Genomic DNA, 25,729 nt, shown 5'->3' on the forward strand with positions numbered 1-25,729 from the left:
CGGCCGTTCCGCCGGATAGATACATCCCCGTTCGACGGAGACGGCGCCCGAGCAGTGGCGACGCCGTCGAGCGGGACACACCACAGCCACGATGAGTCAGACACAGACACACGACGATCCGCGAGACACCGTCCACGCCGTCCTCGAGCGCGCCCGATCGCGCCTCGACGACGAGGGCGACGGGGACGTGCTGACGGACGAAACGTTCGCCGACCTCGTCGACGAGGCCGACCACGCACTCTACGACGGCGCGAGCACGGAGGAGGTCTACGAGGCCGTCATCGACGCGCTGACCGCGCGCGTCGATCGCGACCCCGCCTACAAGCGCGCCGCCGCGGAGGTCTTCCTCCAGACGTACTTCCGCGAGGTCGTCGGCGAGGACCTCACCGGCTTCGAGCGCGACCGCGCGTACCGGGAGACGTTCCGCGAGAACGTCGAGGCGATGGTCGAGGCGGAGATCCTCGACGAGCGGATGCGCACGCGTTTCGACCTCGAACGCCTCGCCGACTCCCTCGACCCCGAGCGCGACGGGAAGTTCGAGTACATGGCGCTCGACACCCTCTATCAGCGCTACTTCCTCAAGACCGCCGACGACGAGCGTCTGGAACTCCCACAGGCCTTCTGGATGCGCGTCGCCATGGGGCTCGCGCTGGAAGAGGACGACCCGAACGCCCGCGCCGAGGAGTTCTACGACGTCCTCTCGAAGCTCGAGTTCACGCCCTCCTCGCCGACGCTCTTCCACGCGGGCACGACGCACCCGCAGCTCTCCTCCTGCTACCTCACGACCGTCCCGGACGATCTGGAAGGGATCTTCGACGCGTACAAGGAACACGCGACGCTCTCGAAGTGGTCCGGGGGGTTGGGCAACGACTGGACGAATGTCCGCGCCGCCGGCGCGCGCATCTCCTCGACGGGCGTCGAGTCCACGGGGACGGTGCCGTTCCTCCGCATCTCGAACGACGTCACGGGCGCCATCAACCGCTCGGGGAAGCGCCGCGGCGCCGCCGCCGCCTACCTCGCCGCGTGGCACGCCGACTACCCGGACTTCCTCGACCTCAAGCGCAACACGGGCGACGAGCGTCGGCGCACCCCCGACATGAACACGGCGGCGTGGGTGCCCGACCTCTTCATGGAGCGCGTCCAGAACGACGAGGAGTGGACGCTCTTTTCGCCCGACGAGGTGCCGGAGCTCCACGAGACCTACGGCGAGGAGTTCCGCGAGCACTACGAGGCCTACGAGGAGGCCGCCCGCGAGGGCGAGATCGACGAGTACGAGGTCGTCGACGCCGCGGACCTCTGGCGCAAGACCCTCACGCGGCTCTTCGAGACCGGCCACCCGTGGATCACGTTCAAGGACCCCTGTAACGTCCGCTCGCCGCAGGACCACGAGGGAACGATCCACTCCTCGAACCTCTGCACGGAGATCACGCTGAACACGAGCGACGAGGAGACCGCCGTCTGCAACCTCGGGAGCGTCAACTACGAGACGCACGTCGAGAGCGGGGAACTCGACCGCGAGCGCCTCGGGGACACCATCGAGACGGCGATGCGGATGCTCGACAACGTCGTCGATCTCTGCTTCTACCCGACCGAGAAGGCCGAGCGCTCGAACATGCGTCACCGTCCCATCGGTCTCGGGACGATGGGGTTCCACGCCGCGCTGATGGAGTGTGACATCCCGATGGGGAGCGAGGAGGCGGTCGAGGCGGCGAACCGCTGGCAGGAGTTCGTCTCCTATCACGCGATCCTGAACTCCGCGAAGCTCGCCGGCGAGCGCGGCGCGTACGACTCCTACGAGGGGTCGAAGTGGGACCGCGGGATCCTCCCGCAGGACACCGTCGACCTGCTCGAAGACGAGCGCGGCCGCGAGATCCCCACGGACAGGACGGAGACGATGGACTGGTTCGTCGTCCGAGAGGCCATCGAGGAGCACGGGATGCGCAACTCGAACACGATGGCGATCGCCCCCACCGCCACGGTCTCGACGATCAACGGCACGTCGCCCTCCATCGAGCCGATCTACTCGAACCTCTACGTGAAGTCGAACATGAGCGGTGACTTCACCGTCGTCAACGATCGCCTCGTCGACGACCTGAAGGAGCGCGACCTCTGGACGGAGGAGATCCGCGACCGGATCAAGTACCACGACGGCTCGATCCAGGAGATCGACGCGATCCCCGCGGAGTTGAAGGAGCTCTATCGCGGCGCCTTCGAGATCGACCCGCGCCATCAGCTCGACCTCACCGCCCACCGGGGGACGTGGATCGACCAGTCGGTCTCGCACAACGTCTTCTTCCCGAGCACGGACGGGAGCCTGCTCGACGACGTCTACACCCGCGCGTGGGAGATGGGCGTGAAGACGACGTACTACCTGCGGACGCTCGGCGCCTCCCAGATCGAGAAATCGACGCTCGACATGGCCGAGTACGGGAAGACCCAGCACCGCGACGACGACGCGGAAGCCGCGACGGACGGCGGGACGCGCGACGACGACACCGACCTCTGCGCCGTCGAGGACCCGACCTGCGACGCCTGCCAATAACACACATACACACCGCTATGCCTGTCCTGAACCACGACGGCGAGCACGACCCGAACAAGATCCTGCCCATCGACTACGACTGGGCGCGCGAGTACTACGAGGCCGGCGTGAACAACAACTGGGTACCCGAGGAGATCCCGATGCAGGACGACGTCGCCCAGTGGCAGGGCGACGCGCTCTCCGAGGCCGAGCGCCGACTCGTCGAGTGGAACCTCGGGTTCTTCTCGACCGCGGAGTCGCTCACCGCGAACAACATCGTCCTCGCCATCTACGACTACGTCACCGCCCCCGAGTGTCGCCAGTATCTCCTCCGGCAGGCCTACGAAGAGGCGATTCACACCGACACGTTCATCTACTGCTGTGACTCGCTGGGTTTCGAGCCGGACTATCTCTACGGGATGTACGACCGCATCCCCGCCATCGAGGCGAAAGACGAGTTCGTCGTCGACCTGACGCGCGCCGTCGACGACCCCGACTTCGAATTGGAGACCGAGGACGACGTCCGCGAGCTCCTGCGCGACCTCGTCGGCTTCTACGTCGTCATGGAGGGCGTGTTCTTCTACGCGGGCTTCGCGATGATGCTCGGGCTCAAGCGGCAGAACAAGATGGTCGGCGTCGGCCAGCAGTTCGAGTACATCATGCGCGACGAGTCCCTCCACGTCGGCTTCGGCGTCGACCTGATCAACCAGATCCGCGAGGAGAACCCCGGCGTCTGGACGGACGACTTCGACGCGGAGGTCCGCGAGATGATCACGGAGGCCGTCGACCTCGAACAGGTCTACGCCCGCGAGGCCTGCCCCCAGGAGGTCTTCGGGATGAGCCCCGAGCAGTTCGCCGAGTACGTCGAGTACGTCGCCGACCGCCGCCTCGGCCAGCTCGACATGGCCGAGGAGTACGGGACGACGAACCCCTTCCCGTGGATGAGCGAGCAGGTCGACCTGAACAAGGAGAAGAACTTCTTCGAGACGCAGGTCACCGAGTACCAGTCCGGCGGGAGCCTCGACTGGTAGCGCTCGCGCGAGCGGCCCGCTCGCTCGGCGACCAGCGAGCGCAGCGCCGTCCGGCCGCGGCCCGAGCCTCGGCCTCCGCGCCCGGTCGAGTGATGGATAGGCGATGTTTTCAGCCGATCGTCCGACGACACCGCGGCCATAGTGGGTGATGGCGGGTGTCATTAGCCAAGCTAGCGCCGACCGTCGGTGCGTGACGCGCGCCGACGGAGGCGACGGGCGCGGCGCGGGGAGGCTTTCCCGATGCTCTAGGCGGGCACGGTCACGTCGAAGGCCTGTCGCGCCTGGAGGACGCTGGCGTAGTCGCTCCGAGTGACGATGCCGGCGCGCTCGCCGTCGTGCTCGACGAACGCGGCGCCGGCGTCCCCGTCGTTCAGGACGGCGAGCGCGTCGAAGGCGTCGGCGTCGTGGGCGACCGTCGGGAGGTCGCGTTGCATCACTTCCTCGACGCGGTAGGCGTCGCGTTCGACCGCGCGGACCCGTCGGAGCGCGTCGAGGGTGACGACGCCGACGACCCGGCCGTCCTCGGTGACGGCGTACTCGGTGCGTTGGTCCGCGAGCACCCGATCCGCGAACGACTGAACGCTCGCTCGGGCGTCGATGGTCGGCGTGTCGGCGAGGACGTCACCGACCGTCAACCCCTCCAAGAGGTCGTCGATGAGGACGGTCCGGGACTCGCCCGTCGCAGCGCTGTAGACGAACCACGCGAGCAGGAGGAACAGCGGCGCGAAGCTGAGGATCCCGAAGACCGCGAACGCGACGGCGAAACCGACGCCGATCCGTGCGGCCGTACGCGTGGCGACGCCGTATGGACGCGAGCGCGCGAGATACGCGCGGAGGACGCGGCCGCCGTCCATCGGGAACGCGGGCAGGAGGTTGAAGCCCGCGAGAAGGGCGTTGCTGATCGCCAGCCAGCCGACCACGAACCCGAGGACCGGAAGCGACGCCGGCACGACGTAGAGGGCGGCGTAGCAGAGCGCGGCGACGAGCAGGCTCGTCACCGGGCCGGCGATGGCGATGCCGAACTCCTGTTCCGGGTCGCGCGGGATCGAGGAGAGACTGGCGAGACCGCCGAGGAGCCAGAGGGTGATGGCCTCGGTCTCGACGCCGTAGCGCGCGCCGGCGTACGCGTGCCCGAGTTCGTGGATCGCGACGCCGACGAAGAGACCGACGGCGGCGAGCACGCCGACGATCCACGGGTTCGAGCCGACGTGGAGCGTCGCCACGTCGACGGCACGGGGCGCGACGGCGTTGACGACGCCCGCGTACGTGTCGATCTGCGCTTCGCTCCCGAGGAGCCACGCGAGGAGCGGGAGAAAGAGGACGAGCGACAGGTCGATGCGGATCGGGATGTCCCAGACCCGCCCGACGGTGAACTTGCGCATCTGCTAGAATGTGGTGCGGCGGGTAGTAATAGGCACCGCCGACGTCGGAGGGCACGGCGACGCGCGGCCGATCGGTCCGACGGGGCACGCGTCGACGCGATCCGAGCGCGTCAGCCGTCGCGGAGGTCGTGCTCGGCGGCGTACGCGCGGATGCGGTCGTCGTCGAGGTGGTCGAGGAGGCGGTCGTGCGCGCGCTCGCGCAGGTCCTCGACCTCGTCAGGATCGCGTCGCGTCTCGAAGGCGGCGTCGACGTAGGACTCGCGCAGGTCGGCGATATCGTCGTCCCCTTCGCGCTCTTCGGGGACGCGCTCGTCGAACCACTCGCGCCAGCGCTCGCGCTCGCCCCAGTCGCCCGAGAACTCGCTCGCGGAGCGCAGCCAGTCGTAGTGCTCGGCGAGCTCCTCGGGGTAGCCGTCCGCGAGTCGGACGTCCTTGACGAGGCGGCGGGCGACGTGCGCGCCCTGTCCGGCCGCGACCACGGCCTGCGCGTTGCGCTGGCCCGCGGGCGCGACGACGTAGAGACCCGTCACCTCGGTGCGACCGTCGGCGTCGGGGTAGTCGCCGTCGAAGTGCTCGTGATCGTCGCCGTCGTGCTCGTGGGCCTCGTACGCGCCGTCACCGACGACGGGTCGGAGGTAGGCGCCGTCGTACCACGACGCCGCGACGACGTGGCGCGCGCGGACGCGGCGGCCGTCCGCTGTGGTGACGACGAAGCGCGCGCCGTCTTCGGCGTCGTCGTTCCCGCTCTCTCCGTCTTCGCGCTCGTCCGCGTCCGCCGCGTGCTCGACCGCCTTGACGGTGTCGGCGGCGAGGTCGGCACCCGCCTCGTCGAGGTGATCGCGCAGAAGGGCCCGGTAGGTCTCGACGTCGATGCCCGCGGGGAAGCCCGGGTAGTTCTCGAGGAACGCCGAGCGGGGGAGCGCGGCGACGCCGCGGTCGAAGACGAGCGTATCGAGGCCGTAGCGTGCGGTGAAGACCGCGGCGCTCGCGCCGCTCGGTCCACCTCCGACGACCGCGACGTCGACGGTCCGGGCCGCGTGCTCGCTCATGCGTCGAGCTCCCCGGCGACGATGTCCGCGACGCGCTGGCGGTCGAAGAGCTGCTCGCCGCCGAACTCGTCGGGGTAGAGACCTCGTGCGGCCTGTTCGAGGTGGAAGAGGTGAATGATGGGACCCTGATAGGTGTGTCCGCCGTAGAAGACGCGGCCCTCCTGGACGGCGGTGAGTTCGCTCGCGACCTCGTGTTGCTCCATGTGCGCGACGACGTTCTCCCGGAAGTACGCGTCCGTTATCTCGCCCTGAATGCGGACGGCGATGGCGTCGGGGTCGATGTCGAGGAGCGCCTCGTAGTCGAGCGTCGCGCCGCCCGCCTGCGCGTCCGTGACGCCGTTCTGTGCGAGGGCGTCGCCGACTTCGAGGGTCTGCCACTGCTCGGACTGCGTCCCGTCGCCGAGGAGGTAGGGGTAGAAGGACTCGGGCGGGATGCCGGCGGGATAGAGGAGCGCGATGTCGGGCGTCGACGCCGGGAGGCGATCCTTCACGTCCGCGACGACCTCGTCGTGGTAGGCGCTGAACGCCTCGTAGCGCTCGCGCTCGTCGAAGAGCTCGGCCATCTTCTCGAAGGCCTCGTAGAGCGAGTAGTACCGGTAGTCGTGCCAGTCGTAGACCCGCGTGAAGCCGGTGTTCCCGAAGAAGGGCGCGACGTTCTCCCGGACCTCCGCGATGTCGCTCTGATTCCACTGGAGGCGGTTCACCATGAAGTTCGGATCGATGACGTGGACGTCGGCGTCGAGCGAGTAGAACACCTCCTTGCCCGTCCCATCCTGATAGAGCTGCGTGAGGTCCTCCGTGTCGAGGGAGAGCCCCGGGATCTCATCGTAGTAGTAGGCGGCGTAGCGCGCGCGGACGCCGATGGCTTCGAGGCCGTCCGCCCGTCCGAGCGCGACGCCCATGTCGGCGTAGTCGGCGGTGTACGGGAACCACGTCTCCGGCACGTCCTCGAAGGCGACGTCCCCGACGGGCGCCATCGAGACGGTGTGCGTATCGTCGCCGTCGGCGTCCGGGTCGCCCGACTCGCTCGCCTCCGTCGTGGTCGCACCGTCGCCCGTCGTCGTCGAGCCACCGCCGGAGCCACCACAGCCGGCGAGCAGCCCGCTCCCGACGACGGTCCCGGTCCCGAGGAGGTAGTCGCGTCGCGTCCGCGTTCGTTCGGCCATGCTTTTTAGGCTAGCCTAAAACAATAAATCTCCTCCGGTTCGCGTCGGCCGCGTCAGTCGGCGTACACGTCGGCGAGGAAGTCCCCGAGGGCGTCGGACACGACGGCGGGGCGTTCGAGGTTGGAGAGATGGCCCGCCTCGGGGACGCGCACGAGGTCGGCGTCCGGGAGGCCCGCGGCCGTCGCCTCGGCGCGTTCGATGTCGAAGACGTCCTCCTCCCCGTGGACGACGAGGGACGGGACGTCGATCTCGTCGAGGCGGTCCGCGACGCCCGCTTTCGCGTACCACGACTCGTACTCGTTCGCGACGGCGTCGCCGGGGTAGGTCTCCCACCGCTCGGCCCACGTCTCCAGCAGTTCGGGGCGCTCTTCGTGGGTCGTCTCGCTCGTCACGCGCTCGGCGATCTGTCTGGCGAGCGTCCCCGGGACGAGGTCGTTCTCGCGGAGGTCGGCGACGATGCGCTCGTACGTGTCGCGCTCGGCGTCGGTGGTCGGGCCCGCGGGCGCGTCGATCAGGACGAGGCCGTCGACGCGGTCGGGATAGTCGAGGGCGACGCGGAGCGCGGTGAAGCCGCCGACGCTCATGCCGACGAGGACGCAGGAGTCGATGCCCTTGCCGTTCAGGAGCTCGACGCAGTCCGCCGCGAGGTCGTCGAGGTCGTAGCCGCCGGCGTAGGCGTCGGTCCGGGCGCGGGAGTCGTAGGCGACACAGCGATAATCCGGGGTCAGCTCGGCGATCTGCGGGTCGAACATCGTTCGGTCCATGAGCGTCCCGTGCGCGAAGACGACGGGGGACCCCGAGCCGCGGTCGTCGGCGAGGACGTCGGCGCGGCGTCGGAACAGCTCCGGGTGTGCGGGCATACGTTCGGAAGAACGTGTGGGGGGTACACGAAAGTGGGGGGTAGCGTCGGGCCGAGCGATGCGAGGGCCGACGAAACGACGAGCGGCGTCTCAGTCGGGGTCGCGCTCTCGCGTGGTCTTCTCGGTGGCGCGGAAGGTGTCGGGTTCGTCGACGAGGCCCCACGCGGCCCCGAGGGAGTGGACGGCGACGACGAGCGGGTAGAGCGGAACGGCGAGCCAGTGGTGGTAGGCGGGGTCGTCGTAGTAACGCCAGCCGCGGACGAACCAGACGAGCGCGTAGACGAGCAGCCCCCACGAGAGGACGCGGTAGAGGCCGACGCCGGGCATCGACCCGGGGAGGTAGCCGACGGTGAGGAGGAGGAAGGGCGTGATCGGCGAGAACGCCCACGTGACGTTTCGAAAGGCGTAGAGCGCCCAGTAGCGGTTCGGGAGGACCGGTTCGTCGCGGAGGCCGCCGGAGAGCCACCGGCGGCGCTGTTCGATCAGCTCGCGGACGGACGGTGGGGCCTGATTCCGGAATCGATCGGTGGTGACGACGTACTCGGCGTCGTGCTCCAACACCGCGCGCCAGACGAAGACGGTGTCCTCGATGAGCGTCGGGTAGTCCCACGTCACGAGGTCCTCGAGGTCGGCGCGGACGGCGATGCCGCCGCCCCACGCGTAGAGCGGGACGCCGGGGAGCCCGAACCCCTGCTGTTCGGCCTGATAGCCGATCCGGACGAGTTCGCACCAGAAGGCGAGCGTCGAGCCGGTGTACTCGGGCCACTCGCGGAACTGGACGATGTCGGCGTCCGGGAAGCCGTCGAAGGGCCGAACGTGCGAGTCCTCGTCGAGGAAGAGGACGAACTCGCGCTCGCAGGGGACGTTGCGGCGCGCCCACTCCAGCGCCCGGCCCTTATCCGAGGCGCGACTCTCGAAGTCGTCGGGGACGACGTGGACCGTCGCACCGTCGACGTCGATGGGGGCCTCGGCGATGACGTGTCTGTCGCCGGGCGCGACGTCCGCCGGGAGGGCGTCGACGGTCTTCTGGACGACGGCCTCGGCGTCGACGGTGAGAATCCGGAGTTGGCACTCCGTGGGGGCGTACGAGACGTCGGGGGGCTCGTAGTCGCGCCACGAGGTGAGGACCTCGTAGGTCCAAAAGAGCGCGGCGAACGCGTAGATGCCGAGGAATCCCCACAGCGAGGCGTACGCGATCGGTCGGAGGACGACGTCGACGAACGGATGGATGTCACCGTGGAGGACGACGACGGCGGCCACGGCGAGCGCGAGCGCGAACGCGCCGGCGAGGAGCCGGTCCGGAGCGGACGGTGACGCGCGCATCGACGGACCGAAGGAGCGACAGCGGTATGAAACGTGCGGCCGGTCGGGCGCGGGCGACGACCCTCAGGGTGCCGGATCGGGGAGGTCGGGGCCGATGGCGCGGAGCGCGGTGCCGACGAGGACGAGCGTGCTCAGCGTGCCGATCCAGAGGAGGAGATGGACGAACGCCAGCGGGAGGACGTCGGCGGTGACGGCGAGCGGGAGGCCGACGGCGAACGAGACTCCCTGAGCGAGGAGGAGCGCGGAGATCGCGGCGACGGCGGCGTCGACGAGGCGCCGCAGTGGCGGGCCGGAGAGTCGCGCCCGCGCGGCGAAGCAGCCGACGAAGCAGGCGGCGGCGAGGCCGACGCCGACGCCGACGCCGATCCGCGGCCATCGTCCGAAGAGATCGGGGACGAGCGTCGTGGCGACGAAGTAGAGCGCGAACAGCCCGACGACGGCGGCGGCGACGGCGGCCGCGGCGCGGCCGGGCGAGAGGTCACGACCGGTCATACCGTCGGGTTCGGTGGCGACGCTGTTAGGCCGTTCGGTGCGGGGTCACTCCTGGGCTTCGAGGAGCTCCTTGTAGCGCGACCGGATGGTGACGCGGGCGACGTTCGCCACCTCGCTCACGTCGGCCTGCGTCACCGAGTGGTTCGTGAGGCGCGCGGCGGCGTAGACGGCGGCGCCCGCCATCGTCGTCGGGCTCTTGCCGCTGTGGACGTTCTCCTCGATGGCGGCGTCGAGGAGCTCGCGGGCGCGTCGCGCCGTCTCGCCCGGGAGGTCGAGATCGCTCGCGTAGCGCTCGACGTACTCGCGGGGGTCGGTGGGCGGGACTTCGAGCCCGAGCTCGCGGCTCACCTGCCGGTAGGCGCGCTGGACGCGGAGACGATCGACGCGGGAGACGGTCGCCACCTCGTCGAGGCTGCGCGGGACGCCGGCCTGTCGGGCCGCGGCGTAGACGCTCGCGGTGGCGACGGCCTCGATCGAGCGCCCGCGGAGGAGGTCCTCGTCGAGTGCGCGCCGGTAGACCACGCCCGCCGTCTCGCCGACGGTCTCGGGGAGGCCGAGCGCCGAGGTCATCCGCTCGACCTCGCCGAGCGCTTGCTTGAGGTTCCGCTCTTGGTCGTCGCGGGCGCGGAAGCGCTCGTCCCACTTGCGAAGCCGGGCGAGCTGTCGACGCTTGCGGCCGGAGAGACGCTTGCCGTAGGCGTCCTTGTCCTGCCAGCCGATGACGGAGCTCAGCCCCTTATCGTGCATCAGGTTCGTGGTGGGCGCGCCGACGCGCGAGCGGTTCTCGCCGTCGCCGTCCTCGAACGAGCGCCACTCGGGCCCGCGATCGACGACGTCTTCGTCGACGATGAGCCCGCACTCACGACACGACACCTCGCCGCGGCTGTCGTCGTGTTCGAGCGCGGAACCGCATTCCGGACAGGCGTCCTCGCGCTCGGTCGTCGTCTCGTTCGTTTCGCGTTCTCGGCCGACGGCCGTGGTCGTTGCTTGCATCGTTAGGTCACCCAACGCTTGCGTGACTACCGAGACACACCCCTGTCACATAGTACCGCAACCCGGTTCCCACGGCGTGGGAATCGGGTGAGTGCGAGTCGATCAGGCGTCCGGTTCCGGCGGGAGGAGAGCCGAGCGCAACGACTATGTATCACAATGGTGAAGCAGGGACTGCGATGCCCACGTGTGACCGCTGCGGTGGCTCGCCACGACAGCTCTGGAAACACACCGATACCGGGTTCGACGGGTTCGTCTGCGCGGACTGTCACCCGACGGTCGACGACGGAATCGCGTTCGGATCCTGAAACCGCGACGTTCCCGCGCGTTCGAGACGACACCCACAAGAGCGCCGATTCCCGAATGCGCGTGAACGGACCATGAGCGACCTCGACTTCGATCCGCTGTCCTACGAGGAACTACCACCGGAGCGGCGCCCCTCGCTCGCGCAGGCGCTCGTCCCCGTCGCCGGGATGCTGGTCTTCCTCGGCGCCGGGCGACTCGTCTTCGGCCTCGACCCGCAGTTCCCGCTGCTCCTCGGCGTCGCGTTCACCGCGCTCTGCGCGCGCCGGTGGTTCGACCTCGGGTGGCGGGACCTCTACGACGGCGCGGCCGACAGCATCACGATGGGACTGCAGGCGGTCCTCATCCTCTTCATCGTCTACGCGTTGATCTCGACGTGGATCGCCGCCGGCACCATCCCCGCGATCATGTACTACGGCCTCGGCGTCCTGACGCCGAAGGTGTTCCTGCCCGCGGCGTGCGTCCTCGCCGCCGTCGTCTCGTTCTCCATCGGCTCCTCGTGGACGACCGCCGGCACGCTCGGCGTCGCGTTCATCGGCATCGGTCACGGCCTCGGCATCCCCGCCCCGATGACCGCGGGCGCGATCCTCTCCGGTGCCTACGCGGGCGACAAGCAGAGCCCGCTCTCCGACACGACGAACCTCGCCGCCGCCGCGACCGAGACGGACCTCTTCGAGCACGTCGACGCGATGCGCGTCGGCACGGGGCTCGCGTTCCTCGTCGCGCTCGTCGCCTACGCCGCCCTCGGCCTCCACGCGGGCGGCGACATCCCCGTGGGGCAGGTGGAGGCCATCCGCACCGCGATCGTCGGGAGCTACGACGTCGGCCTCGTCGTCCTCCTCCCGCTCGTCCTCACGTTCGCGCTCGCGCTCTACGGGATCCCGGCGCTCCCTTCGCTCGGGACCGGGGTCTTCGCGGGGATCGCCACGACGATCGTCTTCCAGGAGGGGCCCGTCGTCACCACCGCCCCGCTCGCCTTCCACAGCGGGCCCGTCACGCACGCGTTCACCGTCGCCCAGTCGGGGACGAGCCCGAGCACGTCCTCCGACCTCGTGAACAACCTCCTCTCCTCCTCGGGGCTCACGGGCGCGTCGTGGGTCGTCACGATCGTCCTCGCCGCGCTCGCGCTCGGCGGGATGCTCACCCGCGCGGGCGTCCTCGCCGCCGTCGCGAACGCCATCGCCGCGCGCGCTCGCTCCGTCGGGTCGCTCACCGCGACGACGGCCGTCACCGCGTTCTCGATGAACGTCCTCGCCGCCGATCAGTACATCAGCATCGTCGTCCCCGGGATGACCTATCGCGGCCTCTACGAGGACTTCGGACTCGACTCGGCGAACCTCTCTCGCGCCGTCGAGGCCGCCGGTACCACCACGAGCGCCTTCGTCCCGTGGAACTCCGGCGGCGTCTACATGGCGGGCGTCCTCGGGGTCGTCCCCATCGGCCTCGAACTCACCTCGGGAGGCCTCGGGTTCCACCTCCTCGGCTACGCGCCCTACTACTTCTTCGGCTTCCTCAGCCCCGCGATCCTCCTCGTGATGGGGTTCACCGGGTGGTGCATCCGCCCGGCAGAGGGGGTCGAGACGCCCGCGCCCGGCGCCGGCGACGACGCCTGAGCTGAGACACCACGTTTCTTGTCGACTCGGGCGCAGCGTTCACCCGCGATGGTCCGCACGCCCTCCAGACGGTCCGCCCTCCACGCGACCGGTGTCGCGCTCGCCGCGGCCCTCGCGGGCTGTAGCGCGAGCGACACCGACGACGGAACCGAACGCGGCCGACTCCTCGGCGACGTTCCGCACGCGACGCTGCGCACGACGGGAGATCGCCCGCCGATCGTCGCGCCGACCGACGACCGCGGCGAGCCCTCGATCGGGACGGTCGAGAGCGACGCCGACGCCGCCGAGCTGTCGTACGCGACCGACGCGCTCGAATCGACCGACGTGACCGCCGCCCGCCGCCTCGTCGCCGAGACGGACTTCGATCACGAGTCCGTCGTCGTCTCCCAGACCGCCATCGGCGCGTGTTACCGCCGCCGGCTGCACTACGTCGCGCTCGACGCCGACGGGGACCCGGACGTCCAGTTCTGTCGAGTCGTCCGCGATGCGCACGCGCCCTGCGAGCGCGACGAGACCGACCACGTGGCGGCGCTCGTCCGCCTCCCGCTCGCCGCCGACGAGTACGACGGCTACTCCGTGGGGAGCGGCGGGCGATGCGGTCCCGTACCCGAACGCTACCAAAACGGGAGTGAGTCGCCGTGAGCGACGACGAGTCGTACCGCGACGGCCGCGAATCGCGCCAGGACGGCCACGACTCGCGCGCGGCGTCGCCGGGCGGGTCGGGAGTCGGCCGACGCGGGTTCCTCACCGCGACCGGGGCCGCACTCGCCGCGTCGCTCGCCGGCTGTGGCGGCCGGTTCGGCGGCGGCGATCCCGCGCCGGACTACGACGTGGACGCGCTCGCCGCGACGCTCGATCCGCTGCCGGACGTGCCCGTCGCGGTCCCCGTTCAGCCCTCGCGCGAGCACGTCTCGGCCGCCCGCGAGCGCGTTCGAGCGCTCCTCGACGGCGACGTCTCGCGCGTCCCGAACGCCGTCGTCCGGGATCGCCTCGCGGCGGAGCGCGAGGACGCCCGCGACGCGCTCGCCGACTCCCCGTCGAGTCGCCTCGACGCCGTCTCCGGACTCGCCCACCCGCGCGGGGAAGCGATGTTCGTTCGCGCGGGACTGGCGGCCTTCGACGGCGACCTGACCCGGTCGGACGTCGCCGCGCGTCGCGAGCGCGTCACGGGAGCGCTGGACGCGTTCGAGGCGAACCGGCGCTACGTCGGCGGCGACGACCCCGTGGCCGCGCTCGTCGAGCACGTCGAAATCGGCTCGTGGCGAGCCGACGCGCACAGCGTCCTCGCCTCGACCGTGCCGGACGCACACGATCCCGAGAACGACGTCCTCGGCGTCGCCGAGCACGCGAAGGACGTCGAGTGGGGGCGGGCGACGCTCGCGGACGCCCGACGGCTCGCGGCGCGCTACCGCGGGACGCTATCCGACCCCGTCGACTACGGGGGCCGGTTCGCCGCCGCGGCCGCCGCGCTCGCCGACGCGCTCCCGGACGACGCGACGGCGCGTCCCGACTTCGACGCCGCCGGGACGACGATAGAGCGCGGCATCGCGGACACGGCGGCGGCGACCCTGCTGCGCGAGCTCCGCCGATCGCGCTGGCAGAACGCGACCGACGTCGCCGAGGAGCGATCGGCGGGGCGGTCTCCGCTGGCCGTGGCGTCGGCGATGCGTGCGCTCGTCGAGGGGGCCGCACTCGCGGACGCCACGGCCGCGATCCGAGACGGGGCGTACGCGAGACCCGACGCGATCGACGTCATCGCGGCCGAGCGCGAGGCGGCCGTCGACGCGCTCCGGACGCTCCGTGAGGACGGGCCCGCGCCGCTCGCCTCGCGCGTCGCGTCGAGCGTCCGCGCTCGGATGCGCTGGGCGGACCGCGACGTCCGCGACGGGGTCGACGACCGCTCTCTCGCGGACGACGTGTACGCCGACTACGCGTACGCGCACCGCGTCGCGGCCGCCGCGCCGCCCGTTCTCGACCGCGTCGCAGACGCCGTTCGGGGCACCGCGTGAGCCGACGCGGCCCGTGACCGGTGCGGCGTGCGAAACGAGATCGGACGCGGCGTCGCCGCGCGTCCCGACGTATCGTTCGTGATTGAGACGGAGGCCGTGGTGACACTTAATAGGCATTCTATATCAGGGAAAGATACCTCCCCGCCCAGGCACATAGTCCGTCTCATGGGAGAGGATGACACGGGGCCCGTGGTGCTCGTGGCCGAGGACGATCCGGAGCTCCGGGCACTGTACGCGGCGCGCCTGGAGAGCCGGTACACCGTCCGAACCGCCGGCACCGGGGCGGAGGCGATCGACGTCGCGGATCCGTCCGTCGCCGTCGTCGTGCTCGATCGCCGGCTCCCCGACGGGGACGGACTCGACTACCTCGACCACCTCGACGAACGGACGGACGGGGCGTTCGTCGCCGCGGTCACCGGCGTCGATCCCGAACTGGAGATCGCGACCGTCGACGTCGACGACTACCTCGTCAAGCCCGTCGACGGCGATCGGCTCGTCGAGACGGTCGACGCCCTCGACGAGCGACGACACTACGAGTGCGACGTCGCGCGCTACTACGCGCTCGCGTCCCGGCGCGCCGCCCTCGAGGCGACCCACGATCCGGACGCGCTCCGCGACGACGAGCGGTACGCGTCGTTGATCGCGGAACTCGAGGAGCTCCGAACGAGCGTCACGGCCCCGACCGCCATCGTCGAGGACCGCGCGCGCTCGGCGGCGCTCTACCGGGATCTCGCGGCCCCCGAGTGAGCGGAACGGCGGACACGGTGGGGTCGGACGGTCGCCTCAGTCGGTCGATGCACCGTCAAGCGCATCCTCTTCGACGTCGACGCGCTCGCGGGTGAGGTCGCCGCCGCGCCACCCGCCGCGGCGGTACCACGCGTAGGCGACGAGGGCACCGAGGACGTTCGAGACGGCGAACGCGATCCAGATCCCGGTCTCGCCGACCCACCCGGACGCGACCCACGCGATGGGGAACCGGACGAAGCCGAGCATCACCACGGAGAGCGCGGCGGCGGTCAGCGTCTCGCCGGCGCCGCGGAAACTGCCCGTGTACGCGCGCATCACGCCCATGAATCCGAACGTCAGCGCGACGTACCGGACGAAGGTCGCGGCGGCGTCGACGACCGCGGAATCGGTCGTGAAGACGCCGACGATCGGACCGGCGAAGACCCACGCGAGGACCCCGACGGCGGTGAGGACGCAGAAGAGGGTCTTCGCCGCGAGCCCCGCGGCCCGCGCCGCGCGCTCGGGCTCGCCGGCGCCGATGTTCTGCCCGGTCATCGTCTCGACGCCGCGCGCGACGGCGATCGCGGGGAGGAAGACGACGGAGAAGACCCGCGTCCCGATACCGTAGCCGGCGACGACGGTGTCCGGGAAGAACGCGACGATGAGGAGGAGGAGGTTCATCGAGAGCGCACGCCCCGTCCCCTCGACGGACGCCGGGACGCCGATGCGCGCGAGTCGTCGGAGGTAGTCGAAGTCGGGGGCCATATCGCGCAGGCGGATGCGGACGCCGCGCGTTCCGCGGAACATGATCGCGAGGCCGATGGCGAAGGCGAGCGCGCGCGAGAAGACGGTGGCGATGGCCGCGCCCTCGATCCCGAGGGCGGGGAAGGGCCCCCAGCCGAAGATGAGGAACGGATCGATGACGATGTTGAGGACGACGGACCCGAACATGACGAGCATCGGCGTCACGGTGTCGCCGTAGCCGCGCATGAGGGAGACGAAGACGGCGAACCCGAACATGGCGAAGAGCCCGAGCGAGATGTACTCCATGTAGCCGGTCGCCATCGGGAGGACGTCCGCCGAGGCGCCCATGACCGCGAGGAACTCGTCGACGAAGACGTAGCCGACGGCGCCGAGGAGGAGGGAGGCGAGAACCGCGAACGTGACCGTCTGCGAGGCGGCGTACTCGGCTTCGGCATCCGCGCCCGCGCCGGTGTACTGGGCGACGAGGACGCTGCCGGCGACGGAGATCCCCAACCCGAGAGAGATGAGGAGGAAGACCATCGGGAACGCGAAGCTGATCGCGGCGAGCGCGTCGGTGCTGTACTGGCCGAGCCAGAAGGTGTCGGCGAGGTTGTAGGCGGTCTGAAAGAGGTTCGTGATGACGATCGGGAGGGAGAGGAAGAACAGCGGGCGGGCGATCCCACCGCTCGTCAGATCGAACGCGTCGGGGCCCTTGAACAGGCGCTCGATCCGCTCACGGACGCCCGTCATCGGGTCTCCTCCCGCGTCGGTCGCCCACCGGTGGCGTGCGCGTGGCGCGTCGCGCGCCCCGCGTCTCCCGTGTCTCCGCGCCCTCGATGCGGTCGCGTCCCGGTACCGGACTCGTCTCGCATTACCGATGTTACTGACCGGTCAGTCAAAGGTCTTCCGTGAGGGGCGACGGCACGGGCCGCCCGCCGTCGCGACGGGACGGTGCGGGCGAGTGCAGACCCCGCTCATTTTTCTTCGGACGGCGTCTGTGTAGGATCGAATGCCGCCGAACCGCCCCAATCGGTCGCTCGCGGACGACGTCGCGTGGTGTTACGATGCCGTGCACGGCGTATCGCGTACGTTCAGCCTGACGATCGAGGAGCTCGACGAGCCGATGGCGCGCGAGATCTGTGTCGGCTATCTGCTCTGTCGCGTCGCCGACACCGTCGAGGACGCGACCCACGTCCCCCCGGCGGCGCAGGCGCGACTCCTCGAACTGTACAGCAGAGCGCTCGACCCCGACGACGACACCGGTGTCGACGCGTTCCGGGAGGCGGTCGACGAGTGGGTTCCGGACGAGCCGGACGCGGATTGGACGGTCGTGGCGAACGCGGCCCGGATCGTCGGCGTCTTCCGCGACCTCGAACCGGCGTCCCGGGAGACGATCCGACCGGCGGTCCGCGAACTCACCGAGGGGATGGCCATGTTCGTCGAGCGGTACGCCGACGCGGGCGGTCTCCGCATCCGGACGCTCGACGAGCTGGAGGAGTACTGCTGGTACGCCGCCGGGACGGTCGGGGAGCTCGTCACGGGCCTCGTCTCGCGCGGCGCGACGCGGGCGACGCGGGCACCGCTGGAGGAGAACGCGACGGCGTTCGCGATGGTCCTCCAGCTGGTCAACGTGGCGAAGGACGCCGCACGCGACTTCGAGGACGAGAACAACGTGTACCTCCCCACGGAGCTGCTCGACGCGCACGGCGTCACCCCGGGAGCGCTCGCCGACCCCGGGCAGAGCGCCGCGGTCGCGTCCGTTATCGGGCGCGTCGTCGAGCACGCCGAGGGCTACCTCGACGGCGCGAAGACGTGGCTCGACGCGATGCCGGAGACGCGTGGAAACACCATCGCGGCGTGGGCGATCCCCTACCTGCTCGCGGTGGGGACGCTACGCGAGCTCAAAGCGCGCCCCGCGGACGTCGTCACCGAGGGGAACGTGAAGATCACGCACGCCGAGGTCGCGGCCGTCTGCGCGCAGTTCGCCGACGACGCCAGCCCGTCGCTGGGCGACCTGCGGGCGCGGATCGAACGCCGGCCGCTCCACGAGTACGAGAGCTGAACGGACCCGGGACGACGAGAGGAGCCGGCCGCGAACGGCGGCAGCGCAAAGGTAGTCGAGGGAGAGCGCGGCCGCGAGGGCGAGATCCGGGAGTGATCGCGAAGACGAGAGCGAGAACGACCGCGAAGGCCGGGGCGAAAGCGCTCCCGTGGGCGGCGGTGAGAGCGAGCGCGTACCCTTCAGAGGCCGGCTTCGCGGAGGATGCGGCGGCCGGACTGTTCGAGGCGGTCGAGGTGGTTCTGCGCGGTCGCGTTGTGGACGAGGCCGTTGCGCTTGACGACGGTCCCGTCGACGAGGACGGTGTCGACGTTCTCGACGCCGGCCTGGAAGACGACGGTCTCGACGGGGTCGTGCACCGGGGCGGTGTTGAGGTCCTCGCCGTCGATGATGGTGATGTCGGCGCGCTTGCCGGGCGTCAGCGATCCGATGCGGTCGGCGAGACCGAGCGCACGCGCGCCCTCGATCGTCGCGTACTCCAGCGCGCGGTGCGCCGTCGGCGTGACGTCCTGAATCTGCTCGCCGCGCTCGACGGCGGGCTGATTGCGCAGGCCGCGCTCGACCTGGACGGCCGTCCGGAGCTGCGTGAAGAGGTCGTCGCTGACGTTCGAGACGATGTCGACGCCGACGGAGGGCGTCGCACCGGCGTCGACGGCGTCACCGATGGCGGGCATCCCCATCCCCATCTGGAGTTCGACCTCCGCGGTCGTCGAGATGGAGCCACCGGAGGCGCCCATGAGGCGGAACTCCTCGTCGGTGAGGCGGTTCGCGTGGACGTAGTTGAGGTCGCTCCCGAGGAGGTCGAGATCGTCGAGTGTCGCCACGCCGCCCGGGCCGAGCGATCCGATGTGTATGGACACCGGGATGCCGAGTTCGCGCGCGAGTTCGATGTCGTGACGCGTGACCTCGTCGGTGGAGTAATCCGGACCGCGCGCCCCCATGGCGAGCGTGAGCAGACCGTCGTCGCTCGGGAAGCGCTCGCGGGCGAGCCGCCGGATGTCGTCGGGGTGCGGGACGGAGCTGTTCTCCCACCACTTCGCGCTGTTGTCGCCGGGCGGGCCGTGGGTGAACAGCGCGCGGACGCCGGCGTCCTGCAGGCCGTCGATGGCGCGGTCGGTGTGGTCGGGCGTGTTGGCGATGTGGAACCAGTCGAGGATCGTCGTCGTCCCGGCGTTGAGCTGCTGGACCGCGCCGAAGAGGTTGCCGAGGTAGGCGTCCTCCGGGCGGTAGTGGCTGCTGATGTTGCCCAGCATCTTCTCCAGGTACTCCATGAAGGTCCAGTTGCCCGCGACGCCGCGGACGCCGGACTCCCACGTGTGGAGGTGGGCGTTGACGAACCCGGGAACGACGATGGCGCCGCTCGCGTCGATGACGTCCGCGCCGGGTGCGGCGATGTTCGGCTCGATCCGCCGGATCTCCCCGCCGCGCACGAGGACGTCCGCGGTGTCGTAGACGCCGTGGTCGGGGTCGACGGTGACGACCGTCCCGTCCCTGATCAACGTCGCGCCGCCGGCGTTCGCGGTGCCGGCCGCCTCCGCTTCCCGTCCCGCGGCGGCCCCCGAAGCGAACGAGAGCGACGCGAGGCCGGCCGCGCCCGCCTTCAGGTAGCTCCGCCGCGATACGCCAGCTTTCGATGCGTCGGTGTCGTCTGCCATGAACGAGTGCTGCTTGCGGGGGGAGGGAGATATGGCCTCGTTCGGTATGTTCCAACTCCGGGCCGACGCCGGCGAGCGTCGCCGCGAATCGGGAGACGGCACCGCCGCCGGGGCGGTACAGCGGGCGGCACGGCGCGTCGGCGATCACGGTACGCGCGGGCGAAGGGCGCGGAGCCACGAGGACGAGACGCGAGCGACGAGAATCGGGGAACGCCGAGTGAGAGAGAGACGAGGAACGGGACACAGCGCGGATCGTCGGGGCGGTCGGCGGCGCTACTGCGAGGCCGCGGAAGCGGTCGAGGCGGGGTCGAAGCGGGCGTCGTCGATGAACGATTCGACGACGTGGCGCTCGGCGCTGGTGAGACGGTACTGGAGGGTGGAAGTGGGGATGTCGACCAGTTGCGCGATCTCTTGGAGGGAGTGACGTCGCGGTTGCTCGTAGTAGCCGTGTTCGACGGCGAGTTCGAGCGCCGCGCGCTGCTTCGGGGAGAGCCCGACGTCGTCGACGCCGTGTTTCGACCAGTTCGTCGCGCGCTCGACGTGGTCGAAGTCGATGGAGAGCCCCTCGCGAAGGTGGCGTTCGAGTTCGTCGTACACCGCGCTGAGCGCGGCGTCGTCGGCGGCGAGGACGCGCCAGACGTACTCGTTTCCGTGCTGTTCGGCGTGGATGAGCACGCCGTCGCCGAGGTGGTCCGCGACGAGGTAGGGGATGGAGCGACAGCCGGGCCCCTCGGACTGCTGGGAGTAGATGAGCCGACTCGTCGGGGTCTCCTCCAACACCTCGTAGCGCCAGTCGAGCGTGCACCCGCCCATCCCGCGGAGGTTCGAACAGCGGGTCAGACCGGCGAGCACCGCGTCGTACGCCGCGAGCGCCTCCTCCGGACCGGTCACTTCGTCGACCCGCCACATCGACTCGGCGGTGGCGTGACAGGAGACCGTCCGCGAGGAGAGATCCGGGTGGTCGATGAAGACGTCCATCAGTTCGTCCGCACCCCGTTCGTAGGTGACGGTGAAGGCGAACTCGCGCATACGTATCGGGTGGCGCGCGTCCGTATATATCGGTTCGGTTGGTATGTTCCAACGGGGGAGCGGAGAGGCGACCGGTCGACCGCTCCGGGGAGCGTCAGGCCGTCGCGTTTCCGCCGGCGCTCGCGTTCCCGTCGGCCTCGTTCTCGACGGTCACCTGCACGTCGCCGCCCTCTGGGACGGTGACGTTCTGCGTCCCGGTGATCGTGCCGTTCGCGTCCGTGACGACGACGCGGACGGTCGTGTCGCTCGCCGCCGGCCCCGAGCCGTCCGTCTCGTTCTCGATCGCCGCGACTTCCGCACGCGTCATGAAGGCGTAGACCGGCGCGTCGCCTTCGAGGATCGTCACGGTTCCGGTCCCGGCGTTCACGAACGCCGTGTACGTGACCCCGGAGTCGCTGCGCGGGACGACCTTCACGTGCCAGTAGAGGGCGTCGTCCTTCACGATCGGGATCGGCGAGACCGCTTGCGCGTTCGAGAGGCGGTTCACCTCGGGGTTACGCGAGACGAAGTCGATCGCGCGCTGCGGGCCGATCTGGGCGTCGTCGTACTGCTGGACGCCCGCCGCGCCGGTCTGCCCGTCGAACGTCCAGATCTGGTAGACGCCGTTTCCGCTACCCGTCGGTTCGGTCGCCACGAAGTACGTCAGGCCGTTCTGCGTGTCCGTCGGGACGACGAGCGGCCACTCGTTCCCGCCCTCGGGGAGCTCCGCGATCCGGAGGACGTCCTCCTTCCAGAACCACTTGTTGAGCGGGCCGTGGACGTACTGCATCGACCGGACGCGGTAGGTCGACAGCGAGTAGGGATAGACGTTCTGTCCGTCGAGGAGCGCCGACGCGTCGGCCTCCGCGGGCGTGAGGTGGCTGATCGAGCCGTCCGGGCGCATCACCTCGACGCCGCCGAACTGGGGGACGGCGTAGAGCTGCGGGAGCGGGAAGAGCCGGACCTTCCACTCGTACGTCGTCGTCGAGTGGGCGATGTAGCTCGTCCCGTTCGCGCGGGCGTTGAACGTCGTCTCCCAGTCGTGTCGTTCGAGCGGCGCGTCAAGGACGCTCTGGTACCGATAGGAGTCGAAGAAGAGCTGGCCGCGCCCGTTCTCGAAGCGCGTATCCTCCGTCTCGATGTCCTTGTCCGTCGTCGTCATGTTCACGTACATCGTGCCGCGCTGATTCCCGAGGACGGAGACGAGGAAGGCGTCGGGGACGATGCCGTACGACCACTCGTAGGTGCCGTTCCGATACGCGATGTCCGAACCGGTGAGGCGGTACTGCGGGTACTGCATCGAGGACTGGGCGTAGTTGTCCGCGACGCTCCGCGGGAGCATCCGGACGTTCTCCGCGGAGGTGTTCGGCAGCGTGTCGAGCTGCGTCGCGTCCTCGCTCATGCTCGCCGCGACGTCCTCGTGGGCGTAGATGCCGCCGACGATCGGCCCCGCGAAGAGGCCGAGGACGACGAAGACCGCGATCGCGGCCATCACGAGCGGGCGACTCCGCCGGCGGTAGCCGACCGCACCGAGGACGAGCGCGACGGCCCCCCACTGGAGCAGGGCGGGCGTCCCGACGAGGAGGCCGTAGAGCGCGCCGTGAACGCTCGGGAAGTAGAGGATCCCGAGCACGACGGCCGCGAGCGCACCGGCGACCACCTGCCAGCGCTCGACGTCGCTCTCGATCGTGAACGGATCGGGGTCTCGCGAGCTCATCGGCGATCACCGCCGGCGTCGTCCCGTGCGGCGGACGGTCTCGATAGCCGTGGAGGGCGCGTCATTACGCCGATATTTTCGCGGCCACGCGTATATATCCCGTCGTTGCGACTTCGTCGCCACACCCCCGTCGTCACGAGAGCGCCGTCGACGCGCCCGTCACGGACGATGCCGTGGGATGTCCGGCGCGCTGGGCGCCGTCGTCGCGCAACAGCCAGCCGTGGCGGTTCGCGTACGCCGCGCGCGAGGACGAGGCGTGGGAGACGTTCGCCGGCCTCCTCAACGAGTTCAACCGCTCGTGGGCGGCCAACGCTGCGGTGCTCGCCGTCCTCTTCTCCGAGACGACGGACGAGAAGGACAGATCCCTCCAGTCGCACAGTTTCGACGCGGGCGCGGCGTGGGAGAACCTCGCGCTCGAAGGGGCGCGTCGCGGACTCGTCGTCCACCCGATGGGTGGCTTCGATCACGAAGCGGCGGCGGCGGAACTGGACGCACCGTCGTCGTACGACGTCGAGGCGATGATCGCCATCGGCGAGCGCGCGCCGCCGGAGTCGCTCCCGGAGGACCTCCGCGAGCAGGAGGTCCCGAAGGGGCGAAAGCCGCTCGACGAAGTCATCAACCGCGGCGGGTTCTGAGCGACCGGCGAACCCGACCGCGGACCGTTGAGGAGGCCGTCTCATCGGGGGCGCGGAAACCCGCGACGTCAGCCGTTTGGCGAAACGCTATAGGCTCGGACGTGGAGGAATCAGCCGAGATGGACGTGCTCCTCCTCGGCGCGAGCGGACGTATCGGCCACCGAGTCGCGGACGAACTCCTGTCGCGCGGACACCGCGTGACCGGCGTCTCGCGGAGCGGTGAGATCGACGACATCGAAGGGCAGGACTTCGTGGCGGTCGCCGGTGACGCGACCGACGCCGACGACGTCGCGAAGCTCGCGACGGGCCACGACGCGATCGCGTCGACGCTCGGTCCGAGCGACGACGAGGACCCGGCGATCCTCTCGGGGATGATGCGCGCCGCCGTCGACGGGGCGCGCCGCGCCGGCGTCACGCGACTCGTCTGGACGGGCGGCGCGGGCGGCCTCGACGCCGGCGACGGCACGCCGCTCATCGAGACGCCGGAGTTCCCCGAGGAGTGGAAGCCGGTGGCGAGCGCCGCCATCGACGCGCTCGACATCCTCCGAGAGGCCGACGACCTCGACTGGACGTATCTCGCGCCCGCGGCGCTCATCGAACCCGGCGAGCGAACCGGCGACTACCGCACCGCCGAGGGAGAACTCGTCACCGACGAGGAGGGCGAGAGCTACATCTCGATGGAAGACTTCGCGGTCGCGCTCGTCGACGAACTCGAAGAGCCGCAGGGCGTCCACACCTATCTCGCCACGGGCTACTGAAGCGGCGGCGGGTGCGGCCGGCGGCACGGGGCGATCAACCGCGCACCCGAACCACACCGAGCGGCTTCGCCGCTCGGGGTTTTTAGTGGAGGTGTGTACAGTGAGCGGGTCGCCAGTGGCGACCCCGCTCGGTAAAAGAGTCCGTTAGAAGGGGTAGTCGCGCGCGTCGTGCTGGATGGAGATCCACTTCGTCTCGGTGATCTCGTGGAGGAAGGCGTCGCTGTTGTACGTCCCGACCCCGGAGGCGCCGATGCCGCTGAAGGGGACGTGGGCCTCGTCGTTGATCGGCTGGTCGTTGATGTGGACGTTCCCGGTCTCCATGCGGTCGGCGATGTCCTTTGCGACTTCGAGGTCGCCGGAGTGGACGGCGCCGGAGAGACCGTACTCGGTGTCGTTGGCGAGTTCGACGGCCTCGTCGACGTCGCTGAAGGGGATGACGGGGGCGATGGGGCCGAAGTGTTCGTTGCACGCGGCCGCCATGTCGTTCGTGACGTTTGAGAGGACGGTGGGCTTCACGACGAGGGAGTCATCGACTCCTTCGAGGTCGGCGATCTCGCCGCCGGTTTCGAGCGTCGCACCGGCCTCGACGGTCCGCTCGACGTACCCCATCATCTGATCGCGCTGGCTCTCGTTGACGATGGGACCGACGATGGTGTCGTCGTCGTGCGCGCTCCCGAGCGGGAGGGATTCGGCGCGTTCCGTGAGACGCTCGACGTACTCGTCGTAGACGTCCTCGTGAACGATGTGGCGGTTGATCGAGATGCAGACCTGTCCCTGGTGGACGAACGAGCCGAACGTGGCGCCGTCGAGGGCGCGGTCGAGGTCGGCGTCGTCGGTGACGACGAACGCGTTGTTGCCACCGAGTTCCATGGCGGGTACGGCGAGGTTCTCGCCGGCGAGACCGGCGACGTGCTGGCCGACTTCCGTGCTCCCGGTGAAGGAGACGACGTCGCTCTCCGGGTGGGAGGCGATGTGGTCGCCGATATCGGAGCCGCGTCCCGTGACGACGTTGACGAGGCCGTCGGGGACGTCCGTCTCCTCCAGGAGCTTGGCGAAGAGGAGGCCGCCGGTGATCGGCGACTCGGTCGAGGGTTTGAGGACGACGCCGTTCCCGGCGGCGATGGCGGGCGCGACGGCGCGCATCGAGAGGTTCAGCGGGAAGTTCCACGGTGAGATGACGGTAACGACGCCCTTCGGCTCGCGCTGTACGAGGTTCTCCTTCCCGGGGATGTTGGAGGTGGCGTGTTCGCCCTTCATCCGGCGGGGCAGCGTCGCGGCCTCGCCCGCGTGGTCGGCCGCGATGTGTATCGAGGTCTCGCCCATGATCGCCGATCCGCCGACCTCGTGGGCGAGGAGTTCGATGATCTCGTCGCTGTGTTGGTGAATGGCCTCGTCGAGCTGCTCGACGGCCGCCTGTCGCTGTGCGGGCGGCGCCTCAGCCCACTCCTCTTGGGCGGCCGCGGCGGCCTCGTACGCCGCATCGACGTCCGATTCGGTCGCGGCGGCGACTTCGGTGAAGACCTCGCGCGTCGAGGGATCCTCGTTGGGGATCGTCTCGCCGCTCTCGCTATCCGTCCACTCGCCGTCGATATAGAGCTTGTCCCACTCCGCGTCGATGGATAAGTCGTTCGACATCGTACTCTGACCATATGGACCAATCGGTTAAAAGGTGAGAGGAAGGGGCAAGG

At 70.0% G+C, this 25,729-nt stretch carries 21 protein-coding genes and 1 pseudogene; 10 read left to right on the top strand and 12 right to left on the bottom strand.

Annotated features, from left to right (window positions below):
* The first annotated feature begins 91 nt into the window (after positions 1-91).
* A complete protein-coding gene (locus tag J2754_RS01765) occupies positions 92-2,542 on the top strand; it encodes a ribonucleoside-diphosphate reductase subunit alpha (protein WP_211086518.1) in 2,451 nt (816 codons plus the stop codon).
* Between the two features lie 17 nt (positions 2,543-2,559).
* Positions 2,560-3,552, top strand: a complete 993-nt coding sequence (locus tag J2754_RS01770; protein ID WP_188876964.1) for a ribonucleotide-diphosphate reductase subunit beta — start codon at positions 2,560-2,562, stop codon at positions 3,550-3,552.
* Between the two features lie 245 nt (positions 3,553-3,797).
* Here J2754_RS01770 and J2754_RS01775 read toward each other — a convergent pair whose 3' ends face one another.
* The 7 genes from J2754_RS01775 to J2754_RS01805 all read right to left on the bottom strand — a co-directional run bounded on the left by J2754_RS01775 (position 3,798) and on the right by J2754_RS01805 (position 10,817).
* A complete protein-coding gene (locus J2754_RS01775; RefSeq protein WP_211086519.1) occupies positions 3,798-4,934 on the bottom strand; it encodes a site-2 protease family protein in 1,137 nt (378 codons plus the stop codon).
* Between the two features lie 110 nt (positions 4,935-5,044).
* Entirely contained in the window at positions 5,045-5,983 is a 939-nt protein-coding gene (locus J2754_RS01780; protein ID WP_211086520.1) for an NAD(P)/FAD-dependent oxidoreductase, read from the bottom strand.
* A complete protein-coding gene (locus J2754_RS01785; RefSeq protein ID WP_211086521.1) occupies positions 5,980-7,149 on the bottom strand; it encodes an ABC transporter substrate-binding protein in 1,170 nt (389 codons plus the stop codon). The genes J2754_RS01780 and J2754_RS01785 overlap by 4 nt, the downstream gene beginning before the upstream one ends.
* Positions 7,150-7,202: 53 nt before the next feature.
* Positions 7,203-8,009, bottom strand: coding sequence for an alpha/beta fold hydrolase (locus J2754_RS01790; protein WP_211086522.1), 807 nt, complete (start codon positions 8,007-8,009; stop codon positions 7,203-7,205).
* Between the two features lie 90 nt (positions 8,010-8,099).
* Positions 8,100-9,332 carry a glycosyltransferase family 2 protein gene (locus J2754_RS01795; RefSeq protein ID WP_188876957.1) on the bottom strand — a complete coding sequence of 411 codons (1,233 nt, stop codon included), beginning with the start codon at positions 9,330-9,332 and terminating at the stop codon, positions 8,100-8,102.
* Between the two features lie 63 nt (positions 9,333-9,395).
* The gene (locus J2754_RS01800) at positions 9,396-9,824 is read right to left on the bottom strand and encodes a hypothetical protein (protein WP_188876956.1); all 429 of its coding nucleotides are present in this window, start codon (positions 9,822-9,824) and stop codon (positions 9,396-9,398) included.
* 45 nt (positions 9,825-9,869) lie between these two features.
* The gene (locus J2754_RS01805; protein WP_188876955.1) at positions 9,870-10,817 is read right to left on the bottom strand and encodes a transcription initiation factor IIB; all 948 of its coding nucleotides are present in this window, start codon (positions 10,815-10,817) and stop codon (positions 9,870-9,872) included.
* A gap of 176 nt (positions 10,818-10,993) precedes the next feature.
* Between J2754_RS01805 and J2754_RS16385 the strand changes: the two genes are divergently transcribed.
* From J2754_RS16385 to J2754_RS01825, 5 genes are all read left to right on the top strand, one after another.
* Entirely contained in the window at positions 10,994-11,122 is a 129-nt protein-coding gene (locus J2754_RS16385) for a hypothetical protein (RefSeq protein WP_268238656.1), read from the top strand.
* A 72-nt stretch (positions 11,123-11,194) separates the two neighbouring features.
* Positions 11,195-12,730 (top strand): arginine/ornithine antiporter ArcD, encoded by a 1,536-nt coding sequence (gene arcD / locus J2754_RS01810; protein ID WP_188876954.1) that lies wholly within the window; start codon positions 11,195-11,197, stop codon positions 12,728-12,730.
* A 48-nt stretch (positions 12,731-12,778) separates the two neighbouring features.
* A complete protein-coding gene (locus J2754_RS01815; RefSeq protein WP_188876953.1) occupies positions 12,779-13,372 on the top strand; it encodes a hypothetical protein in 594 nt (197 codons plus the stop codon).
* Positions 13,369-14,739: a hypothetical protein gene (locus J2754_RS01820; protein WP_188876951.1), complete on the top strand. Its 1,371-nt coding sequence runs from the start codon at positions 13,369-13,371 to the stop codon at positions 14,737-14,739. Before J2754_RS01815 ends, J2754_RS01820 begins: the two co-directional genes overlap by 4 nt.
* Positions 14,740-14,904: 165 nt before the next feature.
* Positions 14,905-15,486 (top strand): response regulator, encoded by a 582-nt coding sequence (locus tag J2754_RS01825; RefSeq protein WP_211086523.1) that lies wholly within the window; start codon positions 14,905-14,907, stop codon positions 15,484-15,486.
* A 36-nt stretch (positions 15,487-15,522) separates the two neighbouring features.
* Here the strand turns inward: J2754_RS01825 and J2754_RS01830 are convergent, their stop codons facing one another.
* Positions 15,523-16,959: an MATE family efflux transporter gene (locus tag J2754_RS01830; RefSeq protein ID WP_188876949.1), complete on the bottom strand. Its 1,437-nt coding sequence runs from the start codon at positions 16,957-16,959 to the stop codon at positions 15,523-15,525.
* Positions 16,960-17,218: 259 nt separating this feature from the next.
* Here J2754_RS01830 and J2754_RS01835 point away from each other — a divergent pair, with 259 nt between their 5' ends.
* Complete coding sequence (locus J2754_RS01835; protein ID WP_211086524.1) at positions 17,219-18,271, top strand: phytoene/squalene synthase family protein; 1,053 nt, start codon at positions 17,219-17,221, stop codon at positions 18,269-18,271.
* Positions 18,272-18,450: 179 nt separating this feature from the next.
* Here the strand turns inward: J2754_RS01835 and J2754_RS01840 are convergent, their stop codons facing one another.
* The 3 genes from J2754_RS01840 to J2754_RS01850 all read right to left on the bottom strand — a co-directional run bounded on the left by J2754_RS01840 (position 18,451) and on the right by J2754_RS01850 (position 22,648).
* A complete protein-coding gene (locus J2754_RS01840) occupies positions 18,451-19,923 on the bottom strand; it encodes an amidohydrolase family protein (RefSeq protein WP_211086525.1) in 1,473 nt (490 codons plus the stop codon).
* Between the two features lie 273 nt (positions 19,924-20,196).
* Positions 20,197-20,952 carry a helix-turn-helix domain-containing protein gene (locus J2754_RS01845; protein ID WP_211086526.1) on the bottom strand — a complete coding sequence of 252 codons (756 nt, stop codon included), beginning with the start codon at positions 20,950-20,952 and terminating at the stop codon, positions 20,197-20,199.
* A gap of 94 nt (positions 20,953-21,046) precedes the next feature.
* The gene (locus tag J2754_RS01850) at positions 21,047-22,648 is read right to left on the bottom strand and encodes a hypothetical protein (protein WP_211086527.1); all 1,602 of its coding nucleotides are present in this window, start codon (positions 22,646-22,648) and stop codon (positions 21,047-21,049) included.
* A gap of 185 nt (positions 22,649-22,833) precedes the next feature.
* Here J2754_RS01850 and J2754_RS01855 point away from each other — a divergent pair.
* A pseudogene (locus J2754_RS01855) lies at positions 22,834-23,283 on the top strand (nitroreductase family protein); the annotation flags it as partial.
* Positions 23,284-23,402: 119 nt separating this feature from the next.
* Entirely contained in the window at positions 23,403-24,041 is a 639-nt protein-coding gene (locus tag J2754_RS01860; protein ID WP_188877348.1) for an NAD(P)-dependent oxidoreductase, read from the top strand.
* 144 nt (positions 24,042-24,185) lie between these two features.
* Here the strand turns inward: J2754_RS01860 and J2754_RS01865 are convergent, their stop codons facing one another.
* A complete protein-coding gene (locus J2754_RS01865) occupies positions 24,186-25,676 on the bottom strand; it encodes an aldehyde dehydrogenase family protein (protein WP_188876942.1) in 1,491 nt (496 codons plus the stop codon).
* Between the last annotated feature and the right edge of the window lie 53 nt (positions 25,677-25,729).

The sequence above is a fragment of the Halarchaeum nitratireducens genome (genome assembly GCF_017874695.1).
Taxonomy (GTDB): Archaea; Halobacteriota; Halobacteria; order Halobacteriales; family Halobacteriaceae; genus Halarchaeum; species Halarchaeum nitratireducens.

What these genes read in the sequence shown, in the direction of transcription:
- J2754_RS01765 (WP_211086518.1), top strand. Translation starts at nt 92, where the DNA reads ATGAGTCAGACACAGACACACGACGATCCGCGAGACACCGTCCACGCC.
- J2754_RS01770 (WP_188876964.1), top strand. Translation starts at nt 2,560, where the DNA reads ATGCCTGTCCTGAACCACGACGGCGAGCACGACCCGAACAAGATCCTG.
- J2754_RS01775 (WP_211086519.1), bottom strand. Translation starts at nt 4,934, where the DNA reads ATGCGCAAGTTCACCGTCGGGCGGGTCTGGGACATCCCGATCCGCATC.
- J2754_RS01780 (WP_211086520.1), bottom strand. Translation starts at nt 5,983, where the DNA reads ATGAGCGAGCACGCGGCCCGGACCGTCGACGTCGCGGTCGTCGGAGGT.
- J2754_RS01785 (WP_211086521.1), bottom strand. Translation starts at nt 7,149, where the DNA reads ATGGCCGAACGAACGCGGACGCGACGCGACTACCTCCTCGGGACCGGG.
- J2754_RS01790 (WP_211086522.1), bottom strand. Translation starts at nt 8,009, where the DNA reads ATGCCCGCACACCCGGAGCTGTTCCGACGCCGCGCCGACGTCCTCGCC.
- J2754_RS01795 (WP_188876957.1), bottom strand. Translation starts at nt 9,332, where the DNA reads ATGCGCGCGTCACCGTCCGCTCCGGACCGGCTCCTCGCCGGCGCGTTC.
- J2754_RS01800 (WP_188876956.1), bottom strand. Translation starts at nt 9,824, where the DNA reads ATGACCGGTCGTGACCTCTCGCCCGGCCGCGCCGCGGCCGCCGTCGCC.
- J2754_RS01805 (WP_188876955.1), bottom strand. Translation starts at nt 10,817, where the DNA reads ATGCAAGCAACGACCACGGCCGTCGGCCGAGAACGCGAAACGAACGAG.
- J2754_RS16385 (WP_268238656.1), top strand. Translation starts at nt 10,994, where the DNA reads ATGCCCACGTGTGACCGCTGCGGTGGCTCGCCACGACAGCTCTGGAAA.
- arcD (WP_188876954.1), top strand. Translation starts at nt 11,195, where the DNA reads ATGAGCGACCTCGACTTCGATCCGCTGTCCTACGAGGAACTACCACCG.
- J2754_RS01815 (WP_188876953.1), top strand. Translation starts at nt 12,779, where the DNA reads ATGGTCCGCACGCCCTCCAGACGGTCCGCCCTCCACGCGACCGGTGTC.
- J2754_RS01825 (WP_211086523.1), top strand. Translation starts at nt 14,905, where the DNA reads ATGGGAGAGGATGACACGGGGCCCGTGGTGCTCGTGGCCGAGGACGAT.
- J2754_RS01830 (WP_188876949.1), bottom strand. Translation starts at nt 16,959, where the DNA reads ATGACGGGCGTCCGTGAGCGGATCGAGCGCCTGTTCAAGGGCCCCGAC.
- J2754_RS01835 (WP_211086524.1), top strand. Translation starts at nt 17,219, where the DNA reads ATGCCGCCGAACCGCCCCAATCGGTCGCTCGCGGACGACGTCGCGTGG.
- J2754_RS01840 (WP_211086525.1), bottom strand. Translation starts at nt 19,923, where the DNA reads ATGGCAGACGACACCGACGCATCGAAAGCTGGCGTATCGCGGCGGAGC.
- J2754_RS01845 (WP_211086526.1), bottom strand. Translation starts at nt 20,952, where the DNA reads ATGCGCGAGTTCGCCTTCACCGTCACCTACGAACGGGGTGCGGACGAA.
- J2754_RS01850 (WP_211086527.1), bottom strand. Translation starts at nt 22,648, where the DNA reads ATGAGCTCGCGAGACCCCGATCCGTTCACGATCGAGAGCGACGTCGAG.
- J2754_RS01860 (WP_188877348.1), top strand. Translation starts at nt 23,403, where the DNA reads ATGGACGTGCTCCTCCTCGGCGCGAGCGGACGTATCGGCCACCGAGTC.
- J2754_RS01865 (WP_188876942.1), bottom strand. Translation starts at nt 25,676, where the DNA reads ATGTCGAACGACTTATCCATCGACGCGGAGTGGGACAAGCTCTATATC.